26 protein-coding genes and 1 pseudogene are annotated in these 22,991 nt (G+C 71.2%); 15 read left to right on the forward strand and 12 right to left on the reverse strand.

Going from position 1 to position 22,991, the window contains the following annotated elements; genetic code table 11:
• Nucleotides 1-55: 55 nt before the first annotated feature.
• Nucleotides 56-937: an alpha/beta fold hydrolase gene (locus tag ACFYMO_RS21295; RefSeq protein ID WP_388548095.1), complete on the reverse strand. Its 882-nt coding sequence runs from the start codon at nucleotides 935-937 to the stop codon at nucleotides 56-58.
• Nucleotides 938-1,158: 221 nt separating this feature from the next.
• Between ACFYMO_RS21295 and ACFYMO_RS21300 the strand changes: the two genes are divergently transcribed.
• Nucleotides 1,159-1,800 carry an acyltransferase gene (locus ACFYMO_RS21300; protein ID WP_366774435.1) on the forward strand — a complete coding sequence of 214 codons (642 nt, stop codon included), beginning with the start codon at nucleotides 1,159-1,161 and terminating at the stop codon, nucleotides 1,798-1,800.
• A gap of 43 nt (nucleotides 1,801-1,843) precedes the next feature.
• On the opposite strand, the gene ACFYMO_RS21305 is transcribed toward ACFYMO_RS21300, so the two are convergent.
• Nucleotides 1,844-2,254 carry an ATP-binding protein gene (locus ACFYMO_RS21305; protein WP_366774436.1) on the reverse strand — a complete coding sequence of 137 codons (411 nt, stop codon included), beginning with the start codon at nucleotides 2,252-2,254 and terminating at the stop codon, nucleotides 1,844-1,846.
• A 223-nt stretch (nucleotides 2,255-2,477) separates the two neighbouring features.
• Between ACFYMO_RS21305 and ACFYMO_RS21310 the strand changes: the two genes are divergently transcribed.
• The 3 genes from ACFYMO_RS21310 to ACFYMO_RS21320 all read left to right on the forward strand — a co-directional run bounded on the left by ACFYMO_RS21310 (nucleotide 2,478) and on the right by ACFYMO_RS21320 (nucleotide 4,177).
• On the forward strand, nucleotides 2,478-3,317 hold the full coding sequence (locus ACFYMO_RS21310) for a helix-turn-helix transcriptional regulator (protein WP_366774437.1): 840 nt from the start codon (nucleotides 2,478-2,480) through the stop codon (nucleotides 3,315-3,317).
• 2 nt (nucleotides 3,318-3,319) lie between these two features.
• Entirely contained in the window at nucleotides 3,320-3,526 is a 207-nt protein-coding gene (locus ACFYMO_RS21315) for a DUF397 domain-containing protein (protein WP_388548101.1), read from the forward strand.
• 105 nt (nucleotides 3,527-3,631) lie between these two features.
• Nucleotides 3,632-4,177, forward strand: coding sequence for a hypothetical protein (locus ACFYMO_RS21320; protein ID WP_388548104.1), 546 nt, complete (start codon nucleotides 3,632-3,634; stop codon nucleotides 4,175-4,177).
• A gap of 22 nt (nucleotides 4,178-4,199) precedes the next feature.
• On the opposite strand, the gene ACFYMO_RS21325 is transcribed toward ACFYMO_RS21320, so the two are convergent.
• Together ACFYMO_RS21325 and ACFYMO_RS21330 are read right to left on the reverse strand one after the other, a co-directional pair.
• Nucleotides 4,200-4,550 carry a hypothetical protein gene (locus tag ACFYMO_RS21325; protein WP_388548107.1) on the reverse strand — a complete coding sequence of 117 codons (351 nt, stop codon included), beginning with the start codon at nucleotides 4,548-4,550 and terminating at the stop codon, nucleotides 4,200-4,202.
• Between the two features lie 117 nt (nucleotides 4,551-4,667).
• A complete protein-coding gene (locus ACFYMO_RS21330; RefSeq protein ID WP_366774440.1) occupies nucleotides 4,668-5,768 on the reverse strand; it encodes an NADH:flavin oxidoreductase/NADH oxidase in 1,101 nt (366 codons plus the stop codon).
• 108 nt (nucleotides 5,769-5,876) lie between these two features.
• On the opposite strand from ACFYMO_RS21330, the gene ACFYMO_RS21335 reads away from it, so the two are divergent.
• The 3 genes from ACFYMO_RS21335 to ACFYMO_RS21345 all read left to right on the forward strand — a co-directional run bounded on the left by ACFYMO_RS21335 (nucleotide 5,877) and on the right by ACFYMO_RS21345 (nucleotide 7,722).
• Nucleotides 5,877-6,215, forward strand: coding sequence for a helix-turn-helix domain-containing protein (locus ACFYMO_RS21335; RefSeq protein ID WP_366774441.1), 339 nt, complete (start codon nucleotides 5,877-5,879; stop codon nucleotides 6,213-6,215).
• Nucleotides 6,216-6,316: 101 nt separating this feature from the next.
• Nucleotides 6,317-6,955 (forward strand): Uma2 family endonuclease, encoded by a 639-nt coding sequence (locus ACFYMO_RS21340; RefSeq protein ID WP_388548111.1) that lies wholly within the window; start codon nucleotides 6,317-6,319, stop codon nucleotides 6,953-6,955.
• A 29-nt stretch (nucleotides 6,956-6,984) separates the two neighbouring features.
• Nucleotides 6,985-7,722, forward strand: a complete 738-nt coding sequence (locus ACFYMO_RS21345) for a methyltransferase domain-containing protein (RefSeq protein WP_366774443.1) — start codon at nucleotides 6,985-6,987, stop codon at nucleotides 7,720-7,722.
• 76 nt (nucleotides 7,723-7,798) lie between these two features.
• Here ACFYMO_RS21345 and ACFYMO_RS21350 read toward each other — a convergent pair whose 3' ends face one another.
• On the reverse strand, nucleotides 7,799-9,181 hold the full coding sequence (locus tag ACFYMO_RS21350) for a glycine--tRNA ligase (protein WP_019356103.1): 1,383 nt from the start codon (nucleotides 9,179-9,181) through the stop codon (nucleotides 7,799-7,801).
• 207 nt (nucleotides 9,182-9,388) lie between these two features.
• Between ACFYMO_RS21350 and ACFYMO_RS21355 the strand changes: the two genes are divergently transcribed.
• The 4 genes from ACFYMO_RS21355 to ACFYMO_RS21370 all read left to right on the forward strand — a co-directional run bounded on the left by ACFYMO_RS21355 (nucleotide 9,389) and on the right by ACFYMO_RS21370 (nucleotide 12,635).
• Nucleotides 9,389-10,375, forward strand: coding sequence for a metal ABC transporter substrate-binding protein (locus ACFYMO_RS21355; RefSeq protein ID WP_366774935.1), 987 nt, complete (start codon nucleotides 9,389-9,391; stop codon nucleotides 10,373-10,375).
• Between the two features lie 11 nt (nucleotides 10,376-10,386).
• Entirely contained in the window at nucleotides 10,387-11,187 is an 801-nt protein-coding gene (locus ACFYMO_RS21360; RefSeq protein WP_366774934.1) for an ATP-binding cassette domain-containing protein, read from the forward strand.
• The gene (locus ACFYMO_RS21365) at nucleotides 11,184-12,113 is read left to right on the forward strand and encodes a metal ABC transporter permease (protein ID WP_366774933.1); all 930 of its coding nucleotides are present in this window, start codon (nucleotides 11,184-11,186) and stop codon (nucleotides 12,111-12,113) included. The genes ACFYMO_RS21360 and ACFYMO_RS21365 overlap by 4 nt, the downstream gene beginning before the upstream one ends.
• Before the next feature lie 108 nt (nucleotides 12,114-12,221).
• A complete protein-coding gene (locus ACFYMO_RS21370; protein ID WP_209243022.1) occupies nucleotides 12,222-12,635 on the forward strand; it encodes a Fur family transcriptional regulator in 414 nt (137 codons plus the stop codon).
• A 138-nt stretch (nucleotides 12,636-12,773) separates the two neighbouring features.
• Here ACFYMO_RS21370 and ACFYMO_RS21375 read toward each other — a convergent pair whose 3' ends face one another.
• On the reverse strand, nucleotides 12,774-13,565 hold the full coding sequence (locus ACFYMO_RS21375) for a TetR/AcrR family transcriptional regulator (RefSeq protein ID WP_360297969.1): 792 nt from the start codon (nucleotides 13,563-13,565) through the stop codon (nucleotides 12,774-12,776).
• A 135-nt stretch (nucleotides 13,566-13,700) separates the two neighbouring features.
• Here ACFYMO_RS21375 and ACFYMO_RS21380 point away from each other — a divergent pair, with 135 nt between their 5' ends.
• Entirely contained in the window at nucleotides 13,701-14,642 is a 942-nt protein-coding gene (locus ACFYMO_RS21380) for an ATP-binding cassette domain-containing protein (RefSeq protein ID WP_366774932.1), read from the forward strand.
• On the forward strand, nucleotides 14,635-15,390 hold the full coding sequence (locus tag ACFYMO_RS21385; RefSeq protein WP_366774931.1) for an ABC transporter permease: 756 nt from the start codon (nucleotides 14,635-14,637) through the stop codon (nucleotides 15,388-15,390). Before ACFYMO_RS21380 ends, ACFYMO_RS21385 begins: the two co-directional genes overlap by 8 nt.
• 6 nt (nucleotides 15,391-15,396) lie before the next feature.
• Here ACFYMO_RS21385 and ACFYMO_RS21390 read toward each other — a convergent pair whose 3' ends face one another.
• A complete protein-coding gene (locus ACFYMO_RS21390) occupies nucleotides 15,397-16,050 on the reverse strand; it encodes a TetR family transcriptional regulator (RefSeq protein WP_366774930.1) in 654 nt (217 codons plus the stop codon).
• A 141-nt stretch (nucleotides 16,051-16,191) separates the two neighbouring features.
• Between ACFYMO_RS21390 and ACFYMO_RS21395 the strand changes: the two genes are divergently transcribed.
• Entirely contained in the window at nucleotides 16,192-16,353 is a 162-nt protein-coding gene (locus ACFYMO_RS21395) for a hypothetical protein (protein WP_019356112.1), read from the forward strand.
• Nucleotides 16,354-16,355: 2 nt separating this feature from the next.
• On the forward strand, nucleotides 16,356-16,664 hold the full coding sequence (locus ACFYMO_RS21400) for a hypothetical protein (protein ID WP_019356113.1): 309 nt from the start codon (nucleotides 16,356-16,358) through the stop codon (nucleotides 16,662-16,664).
• A 74-nt stretch (nucleotides 16,665-16,738) separates the two neighbouring features.
• Here ACFYMO_RS21400 and ACFYMO_RS21405 read toward each other — a convergent pair whose 3' ends face one another.
• From ACFYMO_RS21405 to leuA, 5 genes and pseudogenes are all read right to left on the reverse strand, one after another.
• Nucleotides 16,739-17,578: an isoprenyl transferase gene (locus ACFYMO_RS21405; protein WP_388548121.1), complete on the reverse strand. Its 840-nt coding sequence runs from the start codon at nucleotides 17,576-17,578 to the stop codon at nucleotides 16,739-16,741.
• 147 nt (nucleotides 17,579-17,725) lie between these two features.
• Nucleotides 17,726-18,472 (reverse strand): annotated as a pseudogene (recO, locus tag ACFYMO_RS21410) (DNA repair protein RecO); the annotation flags it as partial.
• A gap of 184 nt (nucleotides 18,473-18,656) precedes the next feature.
• Nucleotides 18,657-20,063 (reverse strand): family 1 glycosylhydrolase, encoded by a 1,407-nt coding sequence (locus ACFYMO_RS21415; RefSeq protein WP_366774774.1) that lies wholly within the window; start codon nucleotides 20,061-20,063, stop codon nucleotides 18,657-18,659.
• A gap of 130 nt (nucleotides 20,064-20,193) precedes the next feature.
• Nucleotides 20,194-20,859: a TerB family tellurite resistance protein gene (locus ACFYMO_RS21420; protein WP_388548124.1), complete on the reverse strand. Its 666-nt coding sequence runs from the start codon at nucleotides 20,857-20,859 to the stop codon at nucleotides 20,194-20,196.
• 177 nt (nucleotides 20,860-21,036) lie between these two features.
• Nucleotides 21,037-22,830 (reverse strand): 2-isopropylmalate synthase, encoded by a 1,794-nt coding sequence (gene leuA, locus ACFYMO_RS21425; protein WP_366774772.1) that lies wholly within the window; start codon nucleotides 22,828-22,830, stop codon nucleotides 21,037-21,039.
• Nucleotides 22,831-22,991: the final 161 nt, after the last annotated feature.

A 22,991-nucleotide genomic window follows, 5' to 3' on the forward strand; every position in this document is an offset into this window, starting at 1 on the left:
GCCGATGGAGGGCGACGGTCCGCAGTTCTTTCCCGGCATGGACCGCATCCACGCCTCAACCGGTGTGGGCCACCACGGCATCGATGAGCTGGGGCCAGAGTTCACGCGGGCGGTCGTGGCCCATGTCGGGAACCAGCCGGAGTTCGGCGCCGGGCACCAGCTCCGCAGTGCGCTCGCCGCCACTGGGATCGATCAGCGTGTCGTCCAGGCCATGGATCACCAACGTCGGCACCCGCAGTTCGCGCAGGACGTCCGCGCGTGAACCGCTGAGGACCATCGCGCCGAGCTGTCGTCCGAGCCCCGCGGGGTAGTAGGCGCGGTCGTAGCTTGCGGCGGCCAGCTCACGCAACACGGCGCCGTTGCCGTATCGCTTGGAGGCCCACACCAGTTCCTTCTCCGCCGCCGCGACATAGCCCTCGCGGTCCGCGGGCTTGGGACCGGAGACCACCGCCCGGGCCTGCGGACTGGACCGGCCGTACTCATCCTCGCCGGTCGAGGACATCATCGACGTCAAGGTCAGCACCCGCTCCGGACGGGAGTGCGCCATCGTCTGGGCGATCATCCCTCCCATCGACGCGCCGACCACGTGGGCACGTTCGATACCGAGCTCGGTGAGCAAGCCGAGACCGTCGTCGGCCATGTCGACCAGCCGGTAGGGAACCATCTCGAGGGCGGCGGGCATGTCGCCCGAGCTGACGGCTGCCAGGAACTCGCCGACGTCCACGGGATGATCGTCGAACTTCGTGGACAGCCCGCAGTCACGATTGTCGTACCGGATCACGTATCGGCCGCGGTCGGCCAGCGCCCTGCAGAAGTCCTCGTGCCAGCCGAGCAACTGGGCGCCGAAACCCATCACCAGCAGGACCGGAGGGTCGCCCGGATCGCCGAAGCTCTCGTACGCGATGGACACCTCGGGGGACACTGCGACGACAGGCATACCCGGAGCCTGTCACAGCCGCCCATCCGGCGCAGCCAGAATATCGACGGGTGACCTGCGCTGACTCGCCCGGCTTCGCCCTCGACCCGCCGGACAGGGCCTGGTGCCGTATCGGTCGGCGTTCTCCCTGTAGCGCCACGGATCGCGGATGGCACATCCGGGCGAACTCGACGTCCGTAATCCGCCAGCACGCTCGGGGTCGGCCGGGCGAGCATCCGCGCATGAGCGCTGAGACGCAGGGAATCCGCATCCGGCACCGCGGACATGAGCCGCAGGTCCATCCCACCGCCTACGTCGCCCCGACGGCCACACTTGTCGGGGATGTGCGCGTGGGGCCGAGGGCGCGGGTGATGTACGGCGCGGTGCTCGATGCGGAGGGGTCCCGGATCGAGGCCGGGGAGGCGGCGGTGATCTGCGAGAACGCGGTGCTGCGCGGGTCTGCGGTCACCGGCGATCAGCCGGTGCTCGTCGCCGACCACGTCTTCGTGGGGCCGCACGCCACCCTGCTGGGCTGCCAGGTCGGCAGATGCGTCTATGTGGCGACCTCGGCGACGGTCCTTCAGCGCGCGCATGTGGGGGCAGGCGCGGTGATCGCCGTCGGCGCGCTCGTCCATGCGCGCACCGATGTGCCGGACGAGTACTTCGTGCCACCCCACACCGTGGCACTCGACACGCCGGTGCGGCTGCTGGCACCCGGCGACCCGGGCCTGGCCGAGGCCGTCCGACAGGTGGGCTTCGCGCAGGTGGCGTTCGGCGTCGACGCGGAGTGGACCGACCGCGTCAGTCGGTACGAGCACATCGCGGAGGTGCGCGTCGCCGAGTTCGGCCCGCATGCGGACGATGAGATCCTGCATCGCGGCTAGCGCCGCGTCGTCGCCGCCAGGGTGGGCGTTGCCCGACCCGGCGCTACTCCTCTCCCTCGCGGCGCACCGCGAGGTGCACCCACACCGTTTTGCCCGCGCCCGTGCGGGGGCGTACGCCCCATGCCTGGGACAGGGCGTCGACCAGGAGTAATCCGCGCCCGGAGGTCTCCTCCGGTGCCGGTTTGCGGAGTTCGGGCATCTCCCACTGGTAGGAGTCGGAGACCTCCAGGACGAGGACCCCGCCCCGGCGGCGGAGCACGAGTTCCAACTGGTCGCCGATCCCCTGCGCGGCATGGGTGACCGCGTTGGTCGTCAACTCGCTGACGACGAGCGCCGCTTCGTCGCAGAGGTGGCCGAGTTTCCACTCTCTGAGCACCAGCCGCACATGCTCCCGCGCCCTCGGCACGGACGCCTTGCTGAGACGGAACCTTGCGATGTTCGTACGCCCGGACATGGGGCCTCCCGCGGCTGAGCAGGTCGATTCATTCACCCTTGGTACGCACACGGGTGCGCTGGGTGAGGTGACTCACGTTATGCGGCTCACGCGGGATGCTGCAACTCCTCATAACGAGAATTTGCACGACACTGCCGCAGCAACGAGTGTCCGTGTACCGTGCGTTGCCGTGCGAGCGGCACACGCAGAGAGGAAGAAGATGCCCGCAGGTGGACGCCCCACGATGCGCAGCCGTCGTCTCGGGTCAGCTCTCCGTCGCCTCCGCGAGGTGGCGCGGCTCGACCAGCAACAAGCAGCCGAGTACATCGCGGGCTCGAAAGCGAAAGTCAGCCGCATCGAGTCGGGCCAGGTAGCAGCGCGCCCCGGCGATGTCCGGTTACTGCTGGAGCTCTACGGAATCCAGGACCCGGAGACGTTCCGCCACTACGAACAGTTGGCGCGGGATGCCAACAAACGAGGGTGGTGGCTCGACTATCGCATCTCGCCGGAGCTGAGCGACTACATCGCTCTGGAGCACGACGCGACGTTCATCCGCACCTGGCAGACAGTGCTGGTCCCGGGACTCTTGCAAACGGCCGACTACACCCGGACGTTGGTCGAAAGCAATCCCTCCGTGACGGAACCCGACATCGTGGAGCAGGCAGTCAAGATGCGGCAGGAGCGTCGCCGCAGGTTCGAAGAGTCCGGGGCGCGCTACAGCGCCGTGGTCTGGGAACCCGCCCTCTCCAACCCCATGCCCTCCCGCGAGGTGCACAGGAATCAACTCGCAGATCTGCTGGAAACCGCTGCTCGCCCGAACGTCACGTTCCAGGTACTGCCCACCACCGAGTGGGCCGCCGCGCGGTCCGCGCCCACCTTCGTCATGCTCTCCTTCGACGGCGAGTGGTCGCCTTCCGCCGTGGGACAGGAAACGCACCGCAACGTGGCCATCACGGAAGACGAGACCGAAATCGCAGCCTACGCACACTCCTTCGACCAGCTACGCTCGGTAGCGCTGAATCCGGCCGACAGCCAGGAATTCATCGCGGACACGCTGGCCGCCATAGCCGAGGAGAGTCAGTAAGCGTGAGCGACGAACTGGTCACTCCCTTTTTCAAGTCGAGCCACTCGGGCTCCGACCCGAACCACGAGTGCGTGGAGGTCGCCCGCACCGCCGCCGGCGGGCGCGCGGTCCGCGACAGCAAGGACCCCGCACGGGGGACGGCGTACTTCGGGGCCGAGGCCTGGCGGACGTTCGTCACAGCGCTGAGGAACGGCCTGGACGCCGGCTGAGCCCAGGACAAGCGCGGTTGCCCCTACCGCGGTAGGGGGTGGCCCCGCACATGTGGCTCCGCGGTAGCTCCCGCTCGCCGTACCCGGCGCCATAGCTTCCCGCTCATGAACGCTTCCCGGACCACCACAGCGCCTTCCCCCTCCGCACCCTCGGCCGCGCAGCGGATCGGACGGAGGCTGGGAGGGGCCGTCGCGCTCTTGCCGTTCGGACTGTTCGCCCTCCTCGCGGAGCTCGGCGGACAGAGCGGGTCCGCACGCAGGGCGCTGCGCGCGGACCCCGGAACGAGCAGCCCACGGGTACTGACACAAGCGCTGCTGACCGTGCTGCTCGGCGTCCTGGCGCTGATCCTGGCCGGGATACTCGCCCTCGGCATCGCGCGCGGGCTGTTCTACGGCTTCGTGGACAGCGGCCCCTACGACGACTCCTGGGGCGGCCCGAGCAAGACCGGGGCCTGGCTGGCGCACTTCGGGGTGAGCGTACCGATCTGCGTCGCCGCGGTCGGGCTGCTGTACGGCCTGGCCGCACTGCACCGGCGGATGACGGCCCCGCTGCGCGGCGAACGCAGGCCCGTATGGGTGCTACCCACGGTGGCGCTGAGCTGCGCGGCTGCCGTGCTGTTCCTGGTGGCGTTCGCGCACCAGTTGAACTGAGCCGCACCCCCTGCGGGTGTCCTCACTCCCCCTGGGACCAGGCTGCGACCGGGAGCGCCAGGTAGACGCCGAAGTCGTCGAGGCCGGTCGCCTCGGCGATGCTCTCGTGGAGCCGGTCCACGCGCTGCTGACGGTCGGCGGCCCGGCTCTCGAACCGCTTGGAGCGCACCTCGATCACGATGTCCAGACCGCAGCGGTCGAGGGGGCCGAGCTGCCGGAAGCGGAGCTCCACGTCGCCGGGTTGCAGGTCGCCGTCGTAGGGCTCCTCGGGGCACTCGACGGCCACGGAGACCAGGTGCGGCAGCACCGCGCCCAGTTCGCGGAGCGTGTGCTCGGGCACGCCCGGCGCACAGGTCACTTCGACGAGGGGCATCGCGCACTCCTGGCAGGCTCGGCGGACGCCGCTCCCGGCGTCACAGCATCAACAGTAGGCACAGCGGGAGCCGGTGACGGCATCGGCTCCCGGCGGGCCCGGTGGGCCTCGGCCCGGCTACGCCCGGTGGTACTGGACCGGGCGGCGCGGCTCGGCGTCCAGTTCCACCGCGGCCTCGTTCGCCCAGTACGGGCGGCGCAGCAGCTCGCGCCCGAGGAGGACCGCGTCGGCCTGGCCGGAGGCGACGACCTGCTCCGCCTGCCGGGGTTCGGTGATCAGGCCTACGGCGGCGACGGGCAGGTCGGTCTCCTTGCGGACCCGCTCGGCGAAGGGCACCTGGAAGCCGGGGAGGGCCTCGATGCGGGCGTCGGGCGCGTTGCCGCCGGTCGAGGTGTCGAGCAGGTCGACGCCGCGGGCGTGCAGTTCCTTCGCGAGGCGGACCGTGTCGTCGCCGGTCCAGCCCTCGCGGTCGTCCTCGGTGTTCTCGCTCAGCCAGTCGGTCGCGGAGATCCGGAAGAACAGCGGCAGTTCCTCGGGCCACACCGCGCGGACGGCCTCGACGACCTCCAGTGCGAACCGGGTCCGGCCCTCGAAGGAGCCGCCGTACTCGTCGGTGCGGTGGTTGGTGTAGGGCGAGAGGAACTCGTTGATCAGGTAGCCGTGCGCGCCGTGCACCTCCACGACGCGGAAGCCGGCCTCGTGGGCGCGGCGGGCGCTGTCCGCGAACTGCCGCACCAGCTCGGCTATCTGCTCCCGGGACAGTTCGTCGGGGGTGGTGTGCCCGTCCGTGAAGGGCATCGGGCTGGGGCCCAGCGGCTGCCAGCCGTGGTTCACGCCGGGTGCCAGCGGTGCGCCGCGGTCGACCCAGGTGCGCTCGGTGGACGCCTTGCGGCCCGCGTGCGCGAGCTGGATGCCGGGGACGGTGCCCTGTTCGGCGAGGAACCGGGTGAGGCGGGTGAACGCCTCCTGCTGGCGGTCGTTCCACAGGCCCAGGTCGTAGGGGCTGATGCGGCCCTCGGGGGTGACGGCCGTGGCCTCGACCAGCGCCAGACCGACTCCCCCGGCGGCGCGCGCGCCCAGGTGCGCGAGGTGCCAGTCCGTGGGGGCGCCCTGGTCGGGGCCGTCCGGCGCGGCCGAGTACTGGCACATCGGCGCCATCCAGACGCGGTTGGGCACGGTCACCGACCGCAGGTCGAAGGGCTCGAACAGTGCGCTCACGGCGCTCTCCAATCGGGGTGGGAGCCGTTGCCGGCACAACGACCTTAGTACGATAACCGCCGTACTACGAGACCTGTCAAATTTCGATGACTGCCGTACTATGGAACCGTGCCGACCACGACCGCCGTACGCGAACTCCCGCATCCCGCGCCGGAGGAGATCCGCCTGGAGACGGTGCTGCACGCGCTGTCCGACCCGATCAGGCTGCGCATCGCCACCGCACTGGGCGCCCACGGCGAAGGCGACGGGGCCGGCGCCGCCTGCTCCCAGGTCGAGCTGCCGGTCTCCGCCTCGACCGCGACCCACCACTTCCGGGTACTGCGCGAGGCGGGCGTGATCAAGCAGTGCTACCGCGGCACCGCCAAGATCAGTTGTCTGCGCCGCGCCGACCTGGAGACCCGCTTCCCGGGCCTGCTCGACGCGGTACTGCGCGCGGCAGCGAGCTGAGACCCACTCCTTCGAGGGTCCCGTCGAGGGATCCGCTCACATTGTCGGTCCATCCGGCTACGGTGCGTGGCAACTGGCTCACAGCACCTGAGGAGCGCATCATGACGGAGACGCTGGAACGACCGACGGCCAGGACGACACCCATGACGCCCACAGAGACCCCCGAGGGACCACCCCGCTACCAGGCGCTGTTCCGGACACTCTTGACCATGGAGGTGCCCGAGGGATACCGGGCGGAGATCATCGGGGGAAACATCGTCATGTCGCCGTGGTCGAAGGGGTACTACCTGCGCGTGATGCGTTCGCTGCGGACGCGGATCGAGCCGCACCTGCCGCCCGGACTGGTCGTGGACAGCTCCCCCTACCTCTTCGCCCTCCCCGGGCAGGAACGGGCGTACGGTCCGGACGTCTTCGTGGCCGACGAGCAAGCATTCGACACCGAAGAGCGATGCATCGACGGCGAGTCCCTCACGCTCGTCGCCGAGCTGACCCCGGACTCGACGCGCCGAGTCGACTGGACCGACAAACTACCGGTCTACGCCAAGGCTGGGATCCCCGTGTACCTCCTGCTCGACATGCAGGAGAACGCTCTCTCCGTCTTCTCGACTCCGACCGCGCTGGGATACGCGGAACGCAAGACCTACCGGTTCGGCGAGAAGGCCGTGATGCCCCCGCCGTTCGACTTCGAACTGGAGACGGACGGGTTCGGCCAGGGACCGGCCCCGGAAAAGGAGAGCTGAGAAGGCGTCCGCTCTGCCAGAGTTCCGGCATGGACCGACAGACGCGCTCCCTGCTCGCGCACGCCGACCACCCCGTCGCGGCGCCGCTCGACGACTCCTCCGTGGACCGGCTGCTCTCCCGGGCGATCGTCCGCGGCGACGAACACGTGATCGACCTCGGCTGCGGCGAAGGTGCGTGGCTGCTGCGCGCCCTGCGGGCGCATCCGGAGGTCACCGGGGAGGGGGTCGACCTCTCCGCGGAGGCGCTGCAGCGGGCCCGGCGCGGCGCGGAGGAGGCGGGAGTCGCGGGGCGGCTGGCACTGCGCCAGGAGGAGGCCGCGGCGTTCTCCGCCGAGCGGCCCGGCGACGTCGTACTGAGCGTGGGCGCCGCGCACGCGTTCGGCGGGCTGCTGCCCGCGCTGGAGGGCGCGCGGCGGCTGTTGGCGCCCGGCGGCGCGGTACTGGTCGGGGACGCGTACTGGGAGCGCGAACCCAGCCCGCGGGCGCGGGAGATCCTGGGCGCGTACGAGGACCTCGCGGGAACGGTCGGACAGGTCACCGCCGAGGGCTGGACCCCGGTGTACGCGCACGTCTCGACCCGGCACGAGCTGGACGACTACGAGTGGAACTGGACCGGTTCCCTCTCCCGCTGGGCGCTGGACCACCCCGGCCATCCGGACAGCGCGGAGGCCCTGCGCGCGGCGGCCGAACACCGGGAGGAGTGGCTGCGCGGATATCGGGAGAGCTTCGGCTTCGTGTGCCTGCTGCTGCGCCGCACAGCCGGGTGAGACCCGGCCGGCGGCAGCGCCGTGGCCCGGCACCCCGCGCGGGGTGCCGGGCCACGGCGGACAGGAAGTGCGGCGGTCAGCAGCCGAGGAGGCGGCCGGCCAGGTAGCCCTCGATCTGGTCGAGGGAGACGCGCTCCTGCTTCATGGTGTCGCGCTCACGCACCGTGACGGCGTTGTCGTCGAGGGTGTCGAAGTCGACGGTGACGCAGAACGGGGTGCCGATCTCGTCCTGGCGGCGGTAGCGGCGGCCGATGGCACCCGCGTCGTCGAAGTCGATGTTCCAGTGCTTGCGCAGCGTCTCGGACAGGCCGCGGGCCTTCGGGGAGAGCTGCTCGTTCCGGGAGAGCGGCAGCACGGCGACCTTGACCGGGGAGAGCCGGGGGTCGAGGCGCATCACGGTGCGCTTCTCCATCTTGCCCTTGGCGTTGGGCGCCTCGTCCTCGATGTAGGCGTCCAGCATGAAGGCGAGCATCGCGCGGTTGACACCGGCGGCCGGCTCGATGACGTACGGGACCCAGCGCTCGCCGGCCTCCTGGTCGAAGTACGACAGGTCCTGGCCGGACGCCTTGGAGTGGGCCGTGAGGTCGAAGTCGGTGCGATTGGCGACGCCCTCCAGCTCGGAGAACTCGCTGCCGCCGAAGTTGAAGCGGTACTCGATGTCGGCGGTGCGCTTCGAGTAGTGGGAGAGCTTCTCCTTCGGGTGCTCGTACCAGCGGATGTTCTCCTCGCGGATGCCGAGGTCCCGGTACCAGGCCCAGCGCTGGTCCATCCAGTACTGGTGCCACTCCTCGTCCTCGCCCGGCTTGACGAAGAACTCCATCTCCATCTGCTCGAACTCGCGGGTGCGGAAGATGAAGTTGCCCGGTGTGATCTCGTTCCGGAAGGACTTGCCCGTCTGCGCGATGCCGAACGGCGGCTTCCTGCGCGAGGTCTGCTGGACGTTCGCGAAGTTGGTGAAGATGCCCTGCGCGGTCTCGGGACGCAGGTAGGTGACCGAGCCGGAGTCCTGAGTGGGGCCCAGGTGGGTGGAGAGCAGCCCGGAGAACTGCTTGGGCTCGGTGAAACCGCCCTTGTTGCCGCAGTGCGGGCAGTTGATGTCGGCCAGGCCGTTCTCCGGCTCGCGGCCGTGCTTGGCCTCGTACGCCTCGGTCAGGTGGTCGGCGCGGTAGCGCTTGTGGCACGAGGTGCACTCGGTGAGCGGATCGGTGAAGGTGGAGACATGGCCCGACGCCTCCCAGACCTCGGGGGCCAGAATCACCGACGAGTCGATGCCCACCACGTCGTCGCGGGAGGTGACCATGGAGCGCCACCACTGGCGCTTGATGTTCTCCTTCAGCTCCACGCCCAGCGGCCCGTAGTCCCAGGCGGCACGCTGACCGCCGTAGATCTCACTGCACGGGTAGACGAAGCCACGGCGCTTGCTGAGGCTGACAATTGTGTCGATCTTGTCGGCGGCCACGGTGCTCTCTTCATTGACGGCGAGACGGAATACCTCAGATTACTGGGGGCCGTAGGGGGCGCGGCAAATCGGTTCCGGCTCGCACCGGGACCTCTTGTCCGGAGTCATCGGGACCGCCCCGGAAGATCCCTTCCGGCAGCGCACCGTGATCACGGAGCGCGAAGCTTTAGTTGACAATCGTTTCCAGTTTCGATGAAAATGAGTGTCATGAACATCGGCCACCGCCCCCGTCGGCTCATACGTACCAGCGCAGCCCTGAGCGTCCTCGGGCTCACCTCCCTCACCCTCGCGGCCTGCGGCAGCGACAGCGGCGACAGCGGGAAGGTACAGGTGGCCGCGTCCTTCTACCCCATGGCGTACCTCGCCCAGCAGATCGGCGGCGACCACGTCGAGGTCAGCAACCTGACCAAGCCCGGCACCGAGCCGCACGACCTGGAGCTGAGCCCCAAGCAGACCGGGCAGCTCAGCGAGATGGACCTGATCGTCTACCTCAAGGGACTCCAGCCCGCGGTCGACGAGGCCGTCGAGCAGTCGGGCGTCAAGAATCTGGCCGAGGCCGGCTCCTTCACCACCCTGGAGGACCACGGCACCGACGTGCACGGCGAGGAAGGCCACGGAGACCACGAGCACGGCGAGGACGGCCACGACGAGCACGAGGGCCACGACCACGACACCGCGGGCGACCCGCACATCTGGCTCGATCCGGTGCGCTACGCCGAGGTTGCCGAGGGAGTCGGCAAGCAGCTCCAGAAGGCCGACCCCGACCACAAGGACGACTACAAGAAGAACACCGAGGACCTCGTCTCCCGCCTCAAGACCCTCGACGGGGAGTTCGAGGACGGCCTCCGGGGGCGGAAGTCCGACACCTTCATCACCACGCACGCCGCCTTCGGCTACCTCGCCGAGCGGTACGGGCTGCGCCAGGCGGCGGTCGCCGGCATCAACCCGGAGTCGGAGCCCAGCGGGGCCCGGATGAAGGAGCTGCACAAGATCGCGAAGAAGGAGGACGTGGACACCGTCTTCTTCGAGAACAACGCCAGCGACAAGACCGCCCGCACACTGGCGGACGACCTCCGGCTGAAGACCTCGGTGCTCAGCCCGCTGGAGAGCGTCAAGGACCCGAAGAAGCAGGACTACTTCTCGGTGATGCACCAGAACCTGACCGCACTCGAGACCGCGCTCGGCGCGCAGTGAGGGCGTGAGGCATGACGAGGACGACCGCGGCCCGGGACGGCGCCGCCACAGCCGACGCAGCACCCGCTGTGGCGCTGCGCGAAGCCACTGCCTCGCTGGGCGGGCGGCCCGTGCTGCGCGGCGTGGGGCTGACCGTGGAGCGCGGCGAGACCGTCGCGCTCCTGGGAGCAAACGGCTCGGGCAAGTCCACCACCATCCGCGCCGTGCTGGGGCAGGTACCGCTCACCGGGGGTGAGCTGGAGCTGTTCGGCACCCCGGCCGCCCGGTTCCGGGACTGGCGACGGCTGGGCTATGTGCCGCAGCGCTCCACGGCGGCGGCCGGGGTACCGGCCACCGTGCGGGAGGTCGTCTCGGCCGGGCGGCTGGCCCGGCGGCGCTTCCGCCCGCTGGGCCGCGAGGACAAGGCCGCAGTGCGGCACGCCCTCGAACTCGTCGGGATGGCGGACCGGATGCGGGACCCGGTCGACGCGCTCTCGGGGGGCCAGCACCAGCGGGTACTGATCGCCCGGGCGCTGGCCGCCGAACCCGAGCTGCTGATCATGGACGAGCCGCTGGCCGGGGTGGACGTCACCAGCCAGGACGTGCTGGCCGAGACCCTGCGCCGGCAGGTGGGGCAGGGCGCCTCCGTACTGCTCGTGCTGCATGAACTCGGCCCGCTCGCCCCGCTGATCGACCGGGCCGTGGTCCTGCGGGACGGCGTGGTCGAGCGGGTGGCGGACCCCGCCACGCTGCACGACCCGGCCTGCCATCCGCACGACTCCGCGTCCGCCGCCGAGCCGGCGTCCAAGATCGGAACGGGATTTCTCTCATGATCGAGATGCTGGACTTCGCGTTCATGCAGCGTGCGCTGCTGGCCGCGCTGCTGGTCGGCATCGCGGCACCCGCCGTGGGGATCTACCTCGTCCAGCGCCGCCAGGCGATCATGGGCGACGGGATCGGCCATGTCGCGCTCACCGGTGTCGCGCTCGGCTTCCTGCTGAGCACCAACCCGGTGTGGATGGCGGTGCTGGTCGCCTCGCTCGGCGCGATCTCCATGGAGCTGATCCGCTGGTACGGCAAGGCGCGGGGCGATGTCGCGCTGGCGATGCTGTTCTACGGCGGCATGGCGGGCGGCGTCATGATCATCAACCTGTCGCCGAACGGCTCCAACGCGAACCTCACCACCTACCTCTTCGGCTCCATCACCACCGTCTCCGCCGAGGACCTGGTCGCCATCGTGGGGCTGTCCGCCTTCGTGCTGCTCGTCTCCCTCGGACTGCGGCGGCAGCTGTTCGCCGTCTGCCAGGACGAGGAGTTCGCCCGGGTGACCGGGCTGCCGGTGCGGCTGCTGAACCTGCTGCTGGCCGTGACGGCCGCGGTCACCGTCACGGTGGCGATGCGGGTGGTCGGGCTGCTCCTGGTCAGCGCGCTGATGGTGATTCCGGTCGCCGCCGCGCAGCAGGCCACCCGCGGCTTCACCGCCACGCTGGGGCTGGCCGTGGGCTTCGGCGTCGCCGTCACCCTGTCCGGCACGGTGACGTCCTACTTCGCCGACGTACCGCCCGGGGCGAGCATCGTCGTCCTGGCGATCCTGCTCTTCGGGATCGTCACCGCGCTGGCCGCGCCCCTGGCGCGGCGCAGATTCCGCAGCGGGGGCGGGGCTGTCGCCGGAGGGGAGGAAGAGGGCACTCTGGTAGCGGACGGGAGCGCGCAGGCAGACGGCGGCACTGGGCCGGTGGATCACCCGCGCAGGGTGTAATACCCGCCCACCGGGGGCGCCTGGCACAATAGGGGGCCGCGAACGCCGCGCCGACCCGGAGCCGCCTCGGCGCCTCCCCGGAGCCGACGAACGTTAAGGAGCCAGAGCGTGACCACCGCAGGTCCCCCCGTACGCGGCCGGTCGACCCGGCAGCGCGCCGCCGTCTCGGCGGCACTCGCCGAGGTCGAGGAATTCCGCAGCGCGCAGGAACTGCACGACATGCTCAAGCACCGCGGCGACTCGGTGGGACTCACCACGGTCTACCGCACCCTCCAGTCCCTCGCCGACGCCGGCGAGGTGGACGTGCTGCGCACGGACGACGGTGAGGCCGTCTACCGGCGCTGCCACAGCGACGACCACCACCATCATCTGGTCTGCCGCGCCTGCGGCAAGGCCGTGGAGGTCGAGGGCCCGGTGGTGGAGAAGTGGGCTGCCTCCGTCGCGGCCGAGCACGGCTTCGTGAACGTGGGGCACACCGTGGAGATCTTCGGCACCTGCGGGGACTGCGCCGCCGCGGGATAGCCCCCGCGGGCCCGGCGCGGCGGCGGAGCCGCGGACGCCCGCCGCCGCACCTGCGGAGAACACCCCTGGCCCCGTTCGCTTCGCTGAGCATCACCGGCCCGCCGTCGCAGCTGCCGAGAACATTCCGCGGGCCCGCGGTCACCCTCCGTCGCCGGGCGCACAGTCGGCGATCCTGGCGCCGACTCCGTCCAGCACGATGCCCAGGCCGTAGGCGAAGTCCGCCGTGCCCTCGGTGTCACCGGGGGCGGTCTCGTGCACCTCGCCGGAGGCCAGCAGCTCGCGGACGGCAGGGAACCCGCCGGTTGCGGTGAGTTCGCTCAGCAGGCGCCAGTAGCGGCGCTCCGCGTCCTCCCAGCCCGAGCCCTGCTGCCGACTCGCCTCCGCGATGTCCGCGAGGAGGGCAACGCTGCTGCGGATGTAACCGCTCAGCGTGATCAGCGCACCCAGCTTCCGCTCGGCGTCCAGCCCGGTGCCCCGCAGGTGGGCGAGCGCCTGCTCCATCCACTCCACGCCGTGCGGGGAAAGCGGCGGGGTACCGATGGGGATCCGGACGATCCACAGGTGGCTCAGCAGGACGTCGCGGTAGGCGCGGGCCCAGTGCTCCAGTCCGGCCCGCCAGCCCTCCGGCGAGGGCTCCGGTCCCGGCGGCGGGGTGCCGATCGCCGCGTCCTCCATGAGGATCAGCAGGTCGTCCTTGCCTGCGACATAGCGGTAGAGCGCCATGGTCGAGACGCCGACCTCGGCGGCGACGCGGCTCATCGAGAGCGCGGCGAGCCCCTCGGCGTCGGCGACGCCGATCGCGGCGGCGACGATCCGCCGCACGTCCAGTCCGCGCGCCGGACCTCTGCCGGGCCGCTCGCGCAGCCCCCAGGCGGCGGCCACACCGGCCGGCAGGCCGTCCGGTGCCGGCCCCTGCTCCCGCTTCGCCATCTCCCGCCTCTCCACCCTTCCTCTCCGCCCTTCGGGGTTGCCGTCGCACACCCGGTTCGTGTATAGCATACGCAGTAAGGTTTATGAGATACACAGTTTCGTGTATCAGATACACACGATGAGGGGGGAAGTGCCATGCACCCAGCGGCAGAAGCGGATTGGGCGATCGAGACGCGCGGGCTGAGCAAGGCGTACGGCTCCGTCCAGGTACTCGCGGGGCTCGACCTGCGGGTGCGGCGCGGCAGCGTCTTCGCACTGCTGGGACCGAACGGGGCGGGCAAGACCACCACCGTCCGGATCCTGGCGACACTCACCCGCGCCGACGCGGGGCAGGCCGTCGTGGCCGGGCACGACGTGACCGCCGCACGGTCCCGGGTACGCCGCGCCATCAGCCTCACCGGGCAGTACGCGGCGCTGGACGAGGAGCAGACGGGAGAGGAGAACCTGCGGATGATGGCGCGCCTGCGCGGCCACTCGCGGTCAGCGGCCCGCAACCGTGCCGCGGAACTGCTGGAGCGGTTCGCCCTGACCGAGGCCGGCCGACGGCGCGTGTCGACCTACTCGGGCGGGATGCGGCGCAGGCTGGACATCGCGGCCGGACTGGTCACCGACCCGCAGGTGGTCTTCCTGGACGAGCCGACGACGGGACTCGATCCCCGCAGTCGGCGCACGATGTGGGAGACGATCGGCTCGCTGACCCGGGCGGGCGTGACCGTCTTCCTCACCACGCAGTACCTGGAGGAGGCCGACCGGCTGGCCGACCACGTCGCCGTGCTGGACGGCGGCCGGGTGCGGGCGGAGGGCACTCCCGAGGAGCTGAAGAAGACGGTCGCAGCCCAGCGGCTCGACGTGACGATGACCGGGCGCTCGGCCTATGCGGAGCTGGCCGGACAGCTCGGCGGGCGCGCGCTGCACCAGGCACCCGAGGAACTGGTGCTGGGTGTGGCGACCGACGGCAGCGCCGCGCATGTCCGGGCGCTGCTGGACGAGTTGGACCCCGCGCGTACGCAGGTCGCGCACTTTTCGCTGCACAGCGCCACCCTGGACGACGTCTTCCTGGAGCTGACCCATGAGTGATCTCGCCGCCTACACCGTGCTGGCCGGGCGGTCCGTCCGGCTGACCCGGCGCAACCCGGACGCCGTGATCACGGCACTGGTGCTGCCGGTACTGCTGATGCTGGTGTTCGTCTACTTCTTCGGCGGTGCCATCGAGACGAGCACCGGGAAGTATGTGACGTACGTGGCGCCCGGGGTGCTGATCCTGTGCGCGGGATACGGCGCCTCGATGACGGCGACCACCGTCTCCGACGACATGACCGGCGGCATCATCGACCGCTTCCGCTCGATGGACACGGGACCCACCGCCGTACTGAGCGGCCATGTCGCGGCGAGCGTCGCGCGCAACGCGGCAGCCACGGCGGCCGTGCTGGCCGTGGCCTTCGCGATCGGGTTCCGGCCGCACGCGGGACCGGCGGAGTGGCTGGCGGCCATCGGCGTCCTGCTGCTCTACATCACCACGCTCTCCTGGCTGGGTGCTGCGGCAGGCCTGCTGGCCAAGACGCCGGAGGCCGCAGGCGGATTCACCTTCGCCATGCTCTTCCTGCCCTACCCCAGCAGCGCGTTCGTCCCGATCGAGACCATGCCGGACTGGCTGCACGGCTTCGCCGACCACCAGCCGGTGACCCCCGTCATCGAGTCCCTGCGCGGCCTGCTGCTGGACCAGCCCACCGGCAACAGCCCCTGGCTGGCGCTCGCCTGGTGCCTGGGGCTGCTGGCGGTGGCACTGCCGCTGTGCGCGGTGCTGTTCCGCCGGCGCACCGGCTGACCGCACCTACGAGGCGGGGAGCGCCCGGTCCGAGGTCCAGTGGCGGCGGCCCAGGCTGATGAGGCGGAGCTGGCGGCGTGCGGTGCCCGCGACGACGTCCTCCGGCGGCCCCTCGCCCAGCGCGGCCGCCAGGAAGGCGGAGGCGGTCATCACCATGTGGTCGACGTAGGTCTCGCCCAGCATCCGCAGATCCTCCGGGCTCCAGCCCCGGGAGACCTCGTCGCGGGCGAGCACCTCGGCCACCTCCTGCGCGAACCGGTCGAGTTGAGCGCCGATGGCGGTCCGCACGGCGGCCACCCCGCCGTGCCGCTCGCGCACCACGAAGCGGATGTGCTCGGGGTGTTCGCGCACGAAGCGGGCGATGGCGCCGACGAGGTGGTCGATGCGCTCGCCGTCGTCGCTGCGCTCGGTCAGCCCGGCCCGTATCACCGTGTGCAGGCTGCCGAGCGACTCCTCCACCAGTGCGACCCCCAGGTCGGCCACGTCGCGGAAGTGCCGGTAGAAGGCGGCGGGCGAGATGCCCACGGCACGGGTGATCTCCCGCAGCCCGATGCTGCTGAGGCTCTGCTCCTCCAGCAGCGCCAGGCCCGCGTCCAGGAGTGCGCGGCGGGTCCGGGCCTTCTGGAGGTCCCGCTGGGAGTGAGGGGTGCTACTGCTCATGGTTTCAGTAAACAGTTGTGCGCCGAACGCCGCAATGCTGTAGGCTCCAACTCAGTGAACAGTTGTCACCACACCTGTTCACTGAACAGTGCACGCACCCGACGACCGCCGACAAGCCGACGCATGGGGAGGGAAGGACACATGATCTTCCTGGTCGCCGCGTTCCTCCTGCTGGGAGTCCTGGTGGGCCCACCGGCCCAACTCCCGCCCGAGGTGACCGTCCCGGCAGCCGCGGTGATCGCCGCCTGGCTGCTCGTCTTCACCGCCCGCGAGCGCATCCGCCGCCACCGGCAGAGGAGCTGACCGTGACCACGACCACCGCCGACGCCACCGAGAACCGCCCGCTCACCACGCCGCTGCGCAAGGGCCGCACCCGGCTGGGCGACGCCGACGACATGGCCGTGGCCTCGTTCGTCATGGGCCTGGTCGGACTGCTGGTCTTCAACGTCGTCCTCGGCCCCTGCGCGCTGGTCCTGGGCGGACTGGCTCTGGCCCGCGGCACCACCCGCCGCGGGCGGGCGCTGCTGGGCACCGCCCTCGGCGCCGCCGATCTGCTCGTGCTGGCGGTGCTGATGACCGCGAACGGCACCGTCTCCTGGAACTTCACCGGCTGAGAACTCCACCGGCTGACCGGAACACCGCGGCCGCCCGGCGGCCGCGGCACCGCCGCCGGCTGACGCCCCGGGCGTCAGCCGGCGGCGGTGCCCTGCTCGCCGCTTCCGCCCGCCTCGTCCCGCGCGCCGCCGAAGCGGCGGTCGCGCCGGGCGTACTGGAGGCAGGCCTCCCACAGGTCGCGCCGGTCGAAGTCCGGCCACAGCACGTCCTGGTAGACCATCTCCGCGTAGGCGCTCTGCCAGATCAGGTAGTTGGAGGTGCGCTGCTCGCCCGAGGGGCGCAGGAACAGGTCGACGTCCGGCATGTCGCGGTAGTACAGGTATTTGGCGAACGTCTTCTCGCTGATCTTGGCCGGATCCAGCCGCCCCGCCGCCACCTCCTCGGCGACGGCCCGCGCCGCGTCCGCGATCTCGGCACGGCCACCGTAGTTGACGCAGAAGTAGAGCGTCATCGCGTCGTTGTCCTCGGTCTGCTCCTGGGCGACCTGGAGCTCCTGGACGACGGACTTCCACAGCTTGGGCATCCGGCCCACCCAGCGGATACGGATGCCCAGCGCGTCCATCTCGTCGCGGCGCCGGCGGATCACATCCCGGTTGAAGTTCATCAGGAAGCGCACCTCCTCGGGCGAGCGCTTCCAGTTCTCGGTCGAGAAGGCGTACAGCGACAGGTTCTTCACACCCATCTCGATGCACCCCTTGAGCACGTCCATGACGACGCCCTCACCGACCTTGTGGCCCTCCGTGCGCGGCAGCCCCCGCTGCTTGGCCCACCGGCCGTTGCCGTCCATGACGATCGCCACATGGTTCGGGACCAGCTCGCCCGGGATCTTGGGCGGCCGGGCACCCGAAGGGTGCGGCTCGGGCGCCTCGTACTCGCGCTGCTGCGACCAGGGCAGCATTCCGCGGCGTGCCATCGCTACTCATCTCCAGCGGGCGGGACAGGGGGACAGTCTGACCGCCCGAGCCTAACCGCTCCCCGGGCCGCCGTCCGGCCCGGTCCCCGCGGATCCGGCCGGACGCGGCAGCCCCGCCGACCCGGCCGACAGCTCCTGCCCGCTCGACGCCTGCCGGATGTACCGCAGGGAGCGCAGCCCGCGCTCCAGGTGCCAGTGCAGGTACGCCGAGACCAGCCCCGAGCCCTCCCGGCGGTGCCGGTGCTCCGAGGCGTCCGCCGTCTCCCAGTCGCCGGTCAGCAGCGCACCCAGCAGCCGCAGCGTCTCCGGGGAGGGCACCACGCTGCCCGGCACCCGGCAGTCGTGGCACACCACGCCGCCGGACGCGACGGAGAAGAACCGGTTCGGTCCGGGCAGACCGCACTTGGCGCAGTCCGCGAAGCTGGGCGCATAGCCGCCCATCGCCAGGGAGCGCAGCAGGAAGGCGTCCAGCACCAGCCCCGGACCGTGCTCGCCCGACGCCAGCGTCCGCAGGCCGCCGACCAGCAGCAGGTACTGCTGCACATTCGGCTCGCCCTCGTGGTCGGTGAACCGCTCGGCGGTCTCCAGCATGGCCGTACCGGCGGTGTAGCGGTCGTAGTCCGCCACGATGCCCTGGCCGTACGGGGCGATCGTCTCCGTCTGTGTGCACAGCGGCAGGCCCCGGCCCACCAGCTCGCTGCCCCGTGCGAAGAACTGCACGTCGACATGGCAGAACGGCTCCAGCCGGGCCCCGAACTTCGACTTCGTCCGCCGCACCCCCCGCGCCACGGCCCGCACCCGCCCGTGGCCGCGGGTGAGCAGCGTGATGATGCGGTCGGCCTCGCCCAGCTTCTGGGTGCGCAGGACGATGCCGTCGTCACGGAAGAGGCTCACGCGATCACCGACGCGTTCCGGGTGCAGCACATGACGGCATTGTCCCGCACCCCGGTGTCAGCCGGCGGCTCCCGGGGTGATGAGGCCCGACTCGTAGGCGGCGATCACCGAGTGCGCGCGCACGCGCACCAAGGGCTCGCACCGGTCGCCGACGCCCCGGTCGTACTCGGCCGGGAGCGGCGGGTCACCGCGCCGGCGGGCCGGTGCGCTGCTCGCCGCGCTGCTCGCGCAGGGCGCGGCGGAACCAGTGGAAGGAGTCCTTCGGCGTGCGCTCCGATGTCGCGTAGTCCACGTGGACCAGGCCGAAGCGCTGCGCACAGCCCTCGGCCCACTCGAAGTTGTCCAGCAGCGACCACACGAAGTAGCCGCGGACGTCGAGGCCCTCGGTGAGTCCCTGGTGCAGGGCGCGCAGATGGGCGTCGTGGAAGGCGATGCGGCGGGCGTCGCGGGTGCGGTCCGGGTAGGCGCAGCCGTTCTCGGTGATCAGGACCGGGGGCAGCCGGTCACCGTACCGGTCCCGGAGGATGTGCAGCGTCTCCGGCAGCCCCTCGGGGGCGACCGCCCAGCCGAAGCCGGTGCGCTCCCTCCCCGGCAGCTCGTGCAGGGTGAAGGGGAGTTCGGCGGGTAGCTCGACGCCCGCGAACCCGCCGCCCGCGGGCCCGGCGTCTGCCGCGGGCCGCGGTTCGGGGGCGCCGACCAGGGTGGGCTGGTAGTAGTTGACGCCGTACCGGTCGAGGGGCTCGCTGATGGCCTTCAGGTCGTCGTCGACCGGGCCCGGCAGCAGCGCGGCCAGTCCCTCGTCCGGATAGCGGCCCAGCAGCAGCGGATCGGCGAACAGCCGGTTGGTCAGGGTGTCGTAGAGGTTGGCCGCTTCGGCGTCCGCCGCGCTGTCGGTCCGCGGCCGCACCGGACCGTGCGAGTTGGCGATGCCGATGGAGCGTACGCCGCGCGCCCGCAGCGCCCGTACCGCCAGCCCGTGGCCGAGCAGTTGGTGGTGCGCGACCGGCAGCGCGTCGAACAGCAGCCGCTCGCCGGGCGCGTGCGCGCCGAGTCCGTAGCCCAGCAGCGTCAGTTCGGCGGGCTCGTTCAGGGTGATCCAGTGCGCGACGCGGTCCCCGAGCCGGGCGGCGACCGTGTCGGCGTAGTCGGCGAACCGCTGCGCGGTGTCGCGCCGCAGCCAGCCGCCGCGCTCCTCCAGTGCGAGCGGGGTGTCCCAGTGGAAGAGGGTAGGTACGGGCCGGATGCCGGCCTCGCACAGGGCGTCGACGAGCCGGTCGTAGAAGTCGAGTCCGGGCCCGTTGACCCGGCCGGCGCCGGAGGGCAGGACGCGGGGCCAGGAGACGGAGAACCGGTAGGCACCGACGCCGAGTTCGCGCAGCAGTGCCACGTCCTCGGGCCAGCGGTGGTAGTGGTCGGTGGTGACCGAGGCGTCGCTGCCGTCCTTGATCCGGCCCTCCTGCCGGACGAATGCGTCCCAGACCGAGGGGCCGCGTCCGTCCTCGTCGAGCGCGCCTTCGATCTGGAAGGCGGAGGTCGACACGCCCCACAGGAATCCGTCGGGGAAGGCGGGCAACGACTGATGACTCGTCATCCCCGGAGCCCACCAGCGGGTGCCTGCCGAGTCAAGGCCCTTGCGCTGCACGGCTTTGGGCCGACGCCATGGGGAGCCCCGACGGCCCACCGATGCCCGGTGCACCGGGTCCGCGGCAGCTCCCGGCCGGTCAGGAGGGAGTGCGGGCCTGGAGCAGCAGCCGGTCCACGTCGTCGGCGCCGATCCGCAGCGCCCGCCCGACGGTGGCGAGCACCTCCCGCTCCGCCGAGCAGTACATGCCGTCGGCGAGCGCGATCCGCGCACCCTGGAGCAGCAGGCTCTCGCGGCCGGGCACGGCGAGGTGCGGGGTGAGCGGCGCGAGCACCTCGTGCAGTTCGATCTCCAGGGAGATGCTCCGGCCGCGCTGCCTGCTCTCCGCGGTGATGGCGGCGAGCAGCGCGGTCAGCTCCTCCTCGGCGCAGCCGGGGAAGCCGGCCGCCCGGACGGTCTCCGCGGCCGTCTCGCGGGCGGCACGCGCGTCCGAGCCGCCTGCGGCCAGCACGGCGAGCGCCACGCTGTGCACCGCCTCGCGGAGCATGGCGGCGAGCCGTGCGGTGGTGGGCCGCTCCAGCACTTCGGGGCCGAAATGGCCGCGGCAGGCGACGCATTCGACGACCGGTCCGGCCGCGCCGCGCGGGACCAGCGGAATGTTGAGGACGACGAATCTGCGCCGTCCGCTGCGCCTGCGGTAGCGGCGGTCTCCGCCGCATCCGGGGCAGAAGAAGTCGCCGTCGTCGAGGGTGCGCCAGCTCGTGCGGACCCCTGCCAGGCGTACACGGAAGGGTCGTTGGCGCATGGGCCTCGCACCTCCATCACGATTCGGCAACGTCGCCGGGTGACGTGATATTAACCACAGCCGGGGCTCCGGAGACACCCCCCGGAGGGATTTCGGTCCCTCCGGGTGTCGGGTGCCTGCGGCTCGCGGCGGCGGACGCCGGGCGCCGGGCGGCCCGGGTCACCCCGGGCCCCGGCGTCACCTGGCGGCGCGGTTCACGGCCGAGACGGCGGCCTTGATGGAGGCCCGCACGATGTTCGCGTCGATGCCCACGCCCCACAGGACCTGCCCGCCGATGGCGCACTCGATGTAGGCGGCGGCCTGGGCCCCGACGCCCTCGCTCATGGTGTGCTCGACGTAGTCGAGCAGCCGTACGTCCACGTCGACAGCGTGCAGCGCGTCGAAGAAGGCCGCCAGCGGGCCGTTGCCGGTGCCGCTCAGCGTCACGGGCGCGCCGTCGACGACGGCCTCCACCGTGAGCGCGTCGGCGCCCTCGCTGGTGGTGGAGGTCTGTGCGCCGCGCAGCGCGATGCGGCCCCAGCTCTTCCCGGGGGTCGGCAGGTACTCGTCCTGGAAGACGTCCCAGATGTCGGCGGGCGTGACCTCGCCGCCGTCCGCGTCGGTCTTCTCCTGGATGATCCTGGAGAACTCCACCTGCATCCGGCGGGGCAGGTCCAGGCTGTGCTCCCCCTTGAGGACGTAGGCGATACCGCCCTTGCCGGACTGCGAGTTGACGCGGATGACGGCCTCGTAGGAGCGGCCGACGTCCTTGGGGTCGATGGGCAGGTAGGGGACGGCCCACTCGGCGTCCTCCACCGGCCGGCCCGCCTCGGCCGCCCGGGCCTCCATGGCGTCGAAGCCCTTCTTGATGGCGTCCTGGTGGGAGCCGGAGAAGGCGGTGTAGACCAGGTCGCCCACGTACGGGTGGCGCGGGTGGACCTCCATCTGGTTGCAGTACTCGTAGGTGCGCCGGATCTCGTCGATCTGCGAGAAGTCGATCATCGGGTCGACTCCCTGGCTGAACAGGTTCATCCCCAGGGTGACCAGGTCGACGTTCCCGGTGCGCTCGCCCTGCCCGAACAGGCAGCCCTCGACGCGGTCGGCACCCGCCATCACGGCCAGCTCGGCGGCGGCCACGGCTGTGCCGCGGTCGTTGTGCGGGTGCACGGAGAGGCAGACGTGCTCGCGGCGGGAGAGGTGCCGCCCCATCCACTCGAAGCGGTCGGCGTGGGTGCTGGGGGTGGAGCGCTCGACGGTCGCGGGCAGATTGAGGATGATCTCGCGGCCGTCCTCGGGCTGCCATACGTCCATGACGCTCTCGCAGACCTCCAGCGCGAAGTCCAGCTCGGTGTCGGTGAAGATCTCGGGGCTGTACTGGTAGCCGAAGACGGTGCGCTCGTCCAGCAGCTTCTCGGCGTACTCCACCACCAGCCGGGTGCCGTCCACGGCGATCTGCCTGACCTGGTCGCGGGTGCCGCGGAAGACGACCTCGCGGAAGACCGGGGCCGTCGCGTTGTACAGGTGCACCGTGGCGTGGTGGGCGCCCTTGAGGGACTCCACCGTCCGCTCGATCAGCTCTTCGCGGGCCTGGGTGAGGACGGAGATCGTCACGTCCTCGGGGATCGCGTCCTCCTCGATGATGGAGCGCACGAAGTCGAAGTCGGTCTGGCCCGAGGAGGGGAAGCCGACCTCGATCTCCTTGTAGCCCATCCGCACCAGCAGGTCGAACATCTCGCGCTTGCGGGCGGGGGACATCGGGTCGATCAGCGCCTGGTTGCCGTCCCGCAGGTCGGTCGAGAGCCAGCGGGGCGCCGCGGTGATCCGGTTGCCGGGCCAGGTGCGGTCGGGCAGATCGACGGCCTCGTACTGCCCGTAGCGGTGGAACGGCATCCCCGAGGGGCGCTGACGCGTGGTGGCGGCGGTGAGGGGGGTCGCGCGGCCGACGGGGGCCTGCGTCGAGCGGGCGGACCGGTCCTGCTGCTGGGGTGTCATACGTACAGGCTCCTGTGAGGTGACTGCTCGAAGACCGACGACAGCACTGAACTCCGCGGGGAGGGGGTCGGCCTTGCGGTGGCTACAGACCCTCGCCGCGGCAGCTAAGAAGAAGCAGCCCGAAACGCATGATGCCGGCAGCATAACCGAGGACCGCGCGG

This window comes from Streptomyces sp. NPDC007025 (assembly GCF_042869455.1).
Lineage (GTDB): Bacteria > Actinomycetota > Actinomycetes > Streptomycetales > Streptomycetaceae > Streptomyces.

Bases quoted from the DNA above. Each gene is read 5' to 3' on its own strand.
- ACFYMO_RS21380 (WP_366774932.1), top strand. From the start codon at position 13,701: ATGCACCCAGCGGCAGAAGCGGATTGGGCGATCGAGACGCGCGGGCTG.
- ACFYMO_RS21360 (WP_366774934.1), top strand. From the start codon at position 10,387: ATGACGAGGACGACCGCGGCCCGGGACGGCGCCGCCACAGCCGACGCA.
- ACFYMO_RS21385 (WP_366774931.1), top strand. From the start codon at position 14,635: ATGAGTGATCTCGCCGCCTACACCGTGCTGGCCGGGCGGTCCGTCCGG.
- leuA (WP_366774772.1), bottom strand. From the start codon at position 22,830: ATGACACCCCAGCAGCAGGACCGGTCCGCCCGCTCGACGCAGGCCCCC.
- ACFYMO_RS21365 (WP_366774933.1), top strand. From the start codon at position 11,184: ATGATCGAGATGCTGGACTTCGCGTTCATGCAGCGTGCGCTGCTGGCC.
- ACFYMO_RS21375 (WP_360297969.1), bottom strand. From the start codon at position 13,565: ATGGCGAAGCGGGAGCAGGGGCCGGCACCGGACGGCCTGCCGGCCGGT.
- ACFYMO_RS21415 (WP_366774774.1), bottom strand. From the start codon at position 20,063: ATGACGAGTCATCAGTCGTTGCCCGCCTTCCCCGACGGATTCCTGTGG.
- ACFYMO_RS21355 (WP_366774935.1), top strand. From the start codon at position 9,389: ATGAACATCGGCCACCGCCCCCGTCGGCTCATACGTACCAGCGCAGCC.
- ACFYMO_RS21300 (WP_366774435.1), top strand. From the start codon at position 1,159: ATGAGCGCTGAGACGCAGGGAATCCGCATCCGGCACCGCGGACATGAG.
- ACFYMO_RS21345 (WP_366774443.1), top strand. From the start codon at position 6,985: ATGGACCGACAGACGCGCTCCCTGCTCGCGCACGCCGACCACCCCGTC.
- ACFYMO_RS21420 (WP_388548124.1), bottom strand. From the start codon at position 20,859: ATGCGCCAACGACCCTTCCGTGTACGCCTGGCAGGGGTCCGCACGAGC.
- ACFYMO_RS21390 (WP_366774930.1), bottom strand. From the start codon at position 16,050: ATGAGCAGTAGCACCCCTCACTCCCAGCGGGACCTCCAGAAGGCCCGG.
- ACFYMO_RS21295 (WP_388548095.1), bottom strand. From the start codon at position 937: ATGCCTGTCGTCGCAGTGTCCCCCGAGGTGTCCATCGCGTACGAGAGC.
- ACFYMO_RS21305 (WP_366774436.1), bottom strand. From the start codon at position 2,254: ATGTCCGGGCGTACGAACATCGCAAGGTTCCGTCTCAGCAAGGCGTCC.
- ACFYMO_RS21405 (WP_388548121.1), bottom strand. From the start codon at position 17,578: ATGGCACGCCGCGGAATGCTGCCCTGGTCGCAGCAGCGCGAGTACGAG.
- ACFYMO_RS21320 (WP_388548104.1), top strand. From the start codon at position 3,632: ATGAACGCTTCCCGGACCACCACAGCGCCTTCCCCCTCCGCACCCTCG.
- ACFYMO_RS21310 (WP_366774437.1), top strand. From the start codon at position 2,478: ATGCGCAGCCGTCGTCTCGGGTCAGCTCTCCGTCGCCTCCGCGAGGTG.
- ACFYMO_RS21325 (WP_388548107.1), bottom strand. From the start codon at position 4,550: ATGCCCCTCGTCGAAGTGACCTGTGCGCCGGGCGTGCCCGAGCACACG.
- ACFYMO_RS21340 (WP_388548111.1), top strand. From the start codon at position 6,317: ATGACGGAGACGCTGGAACGACCGACGGCCAGGACGACACCCATGACG.
- ACFYMO_RS21395 (WP_019356112.1), top strand. From the start codon at position 16,192: ATGATCTTCCTGGTCGCCGCGTTCCTCCTGCTGGGAGTCCTGGTGGGC.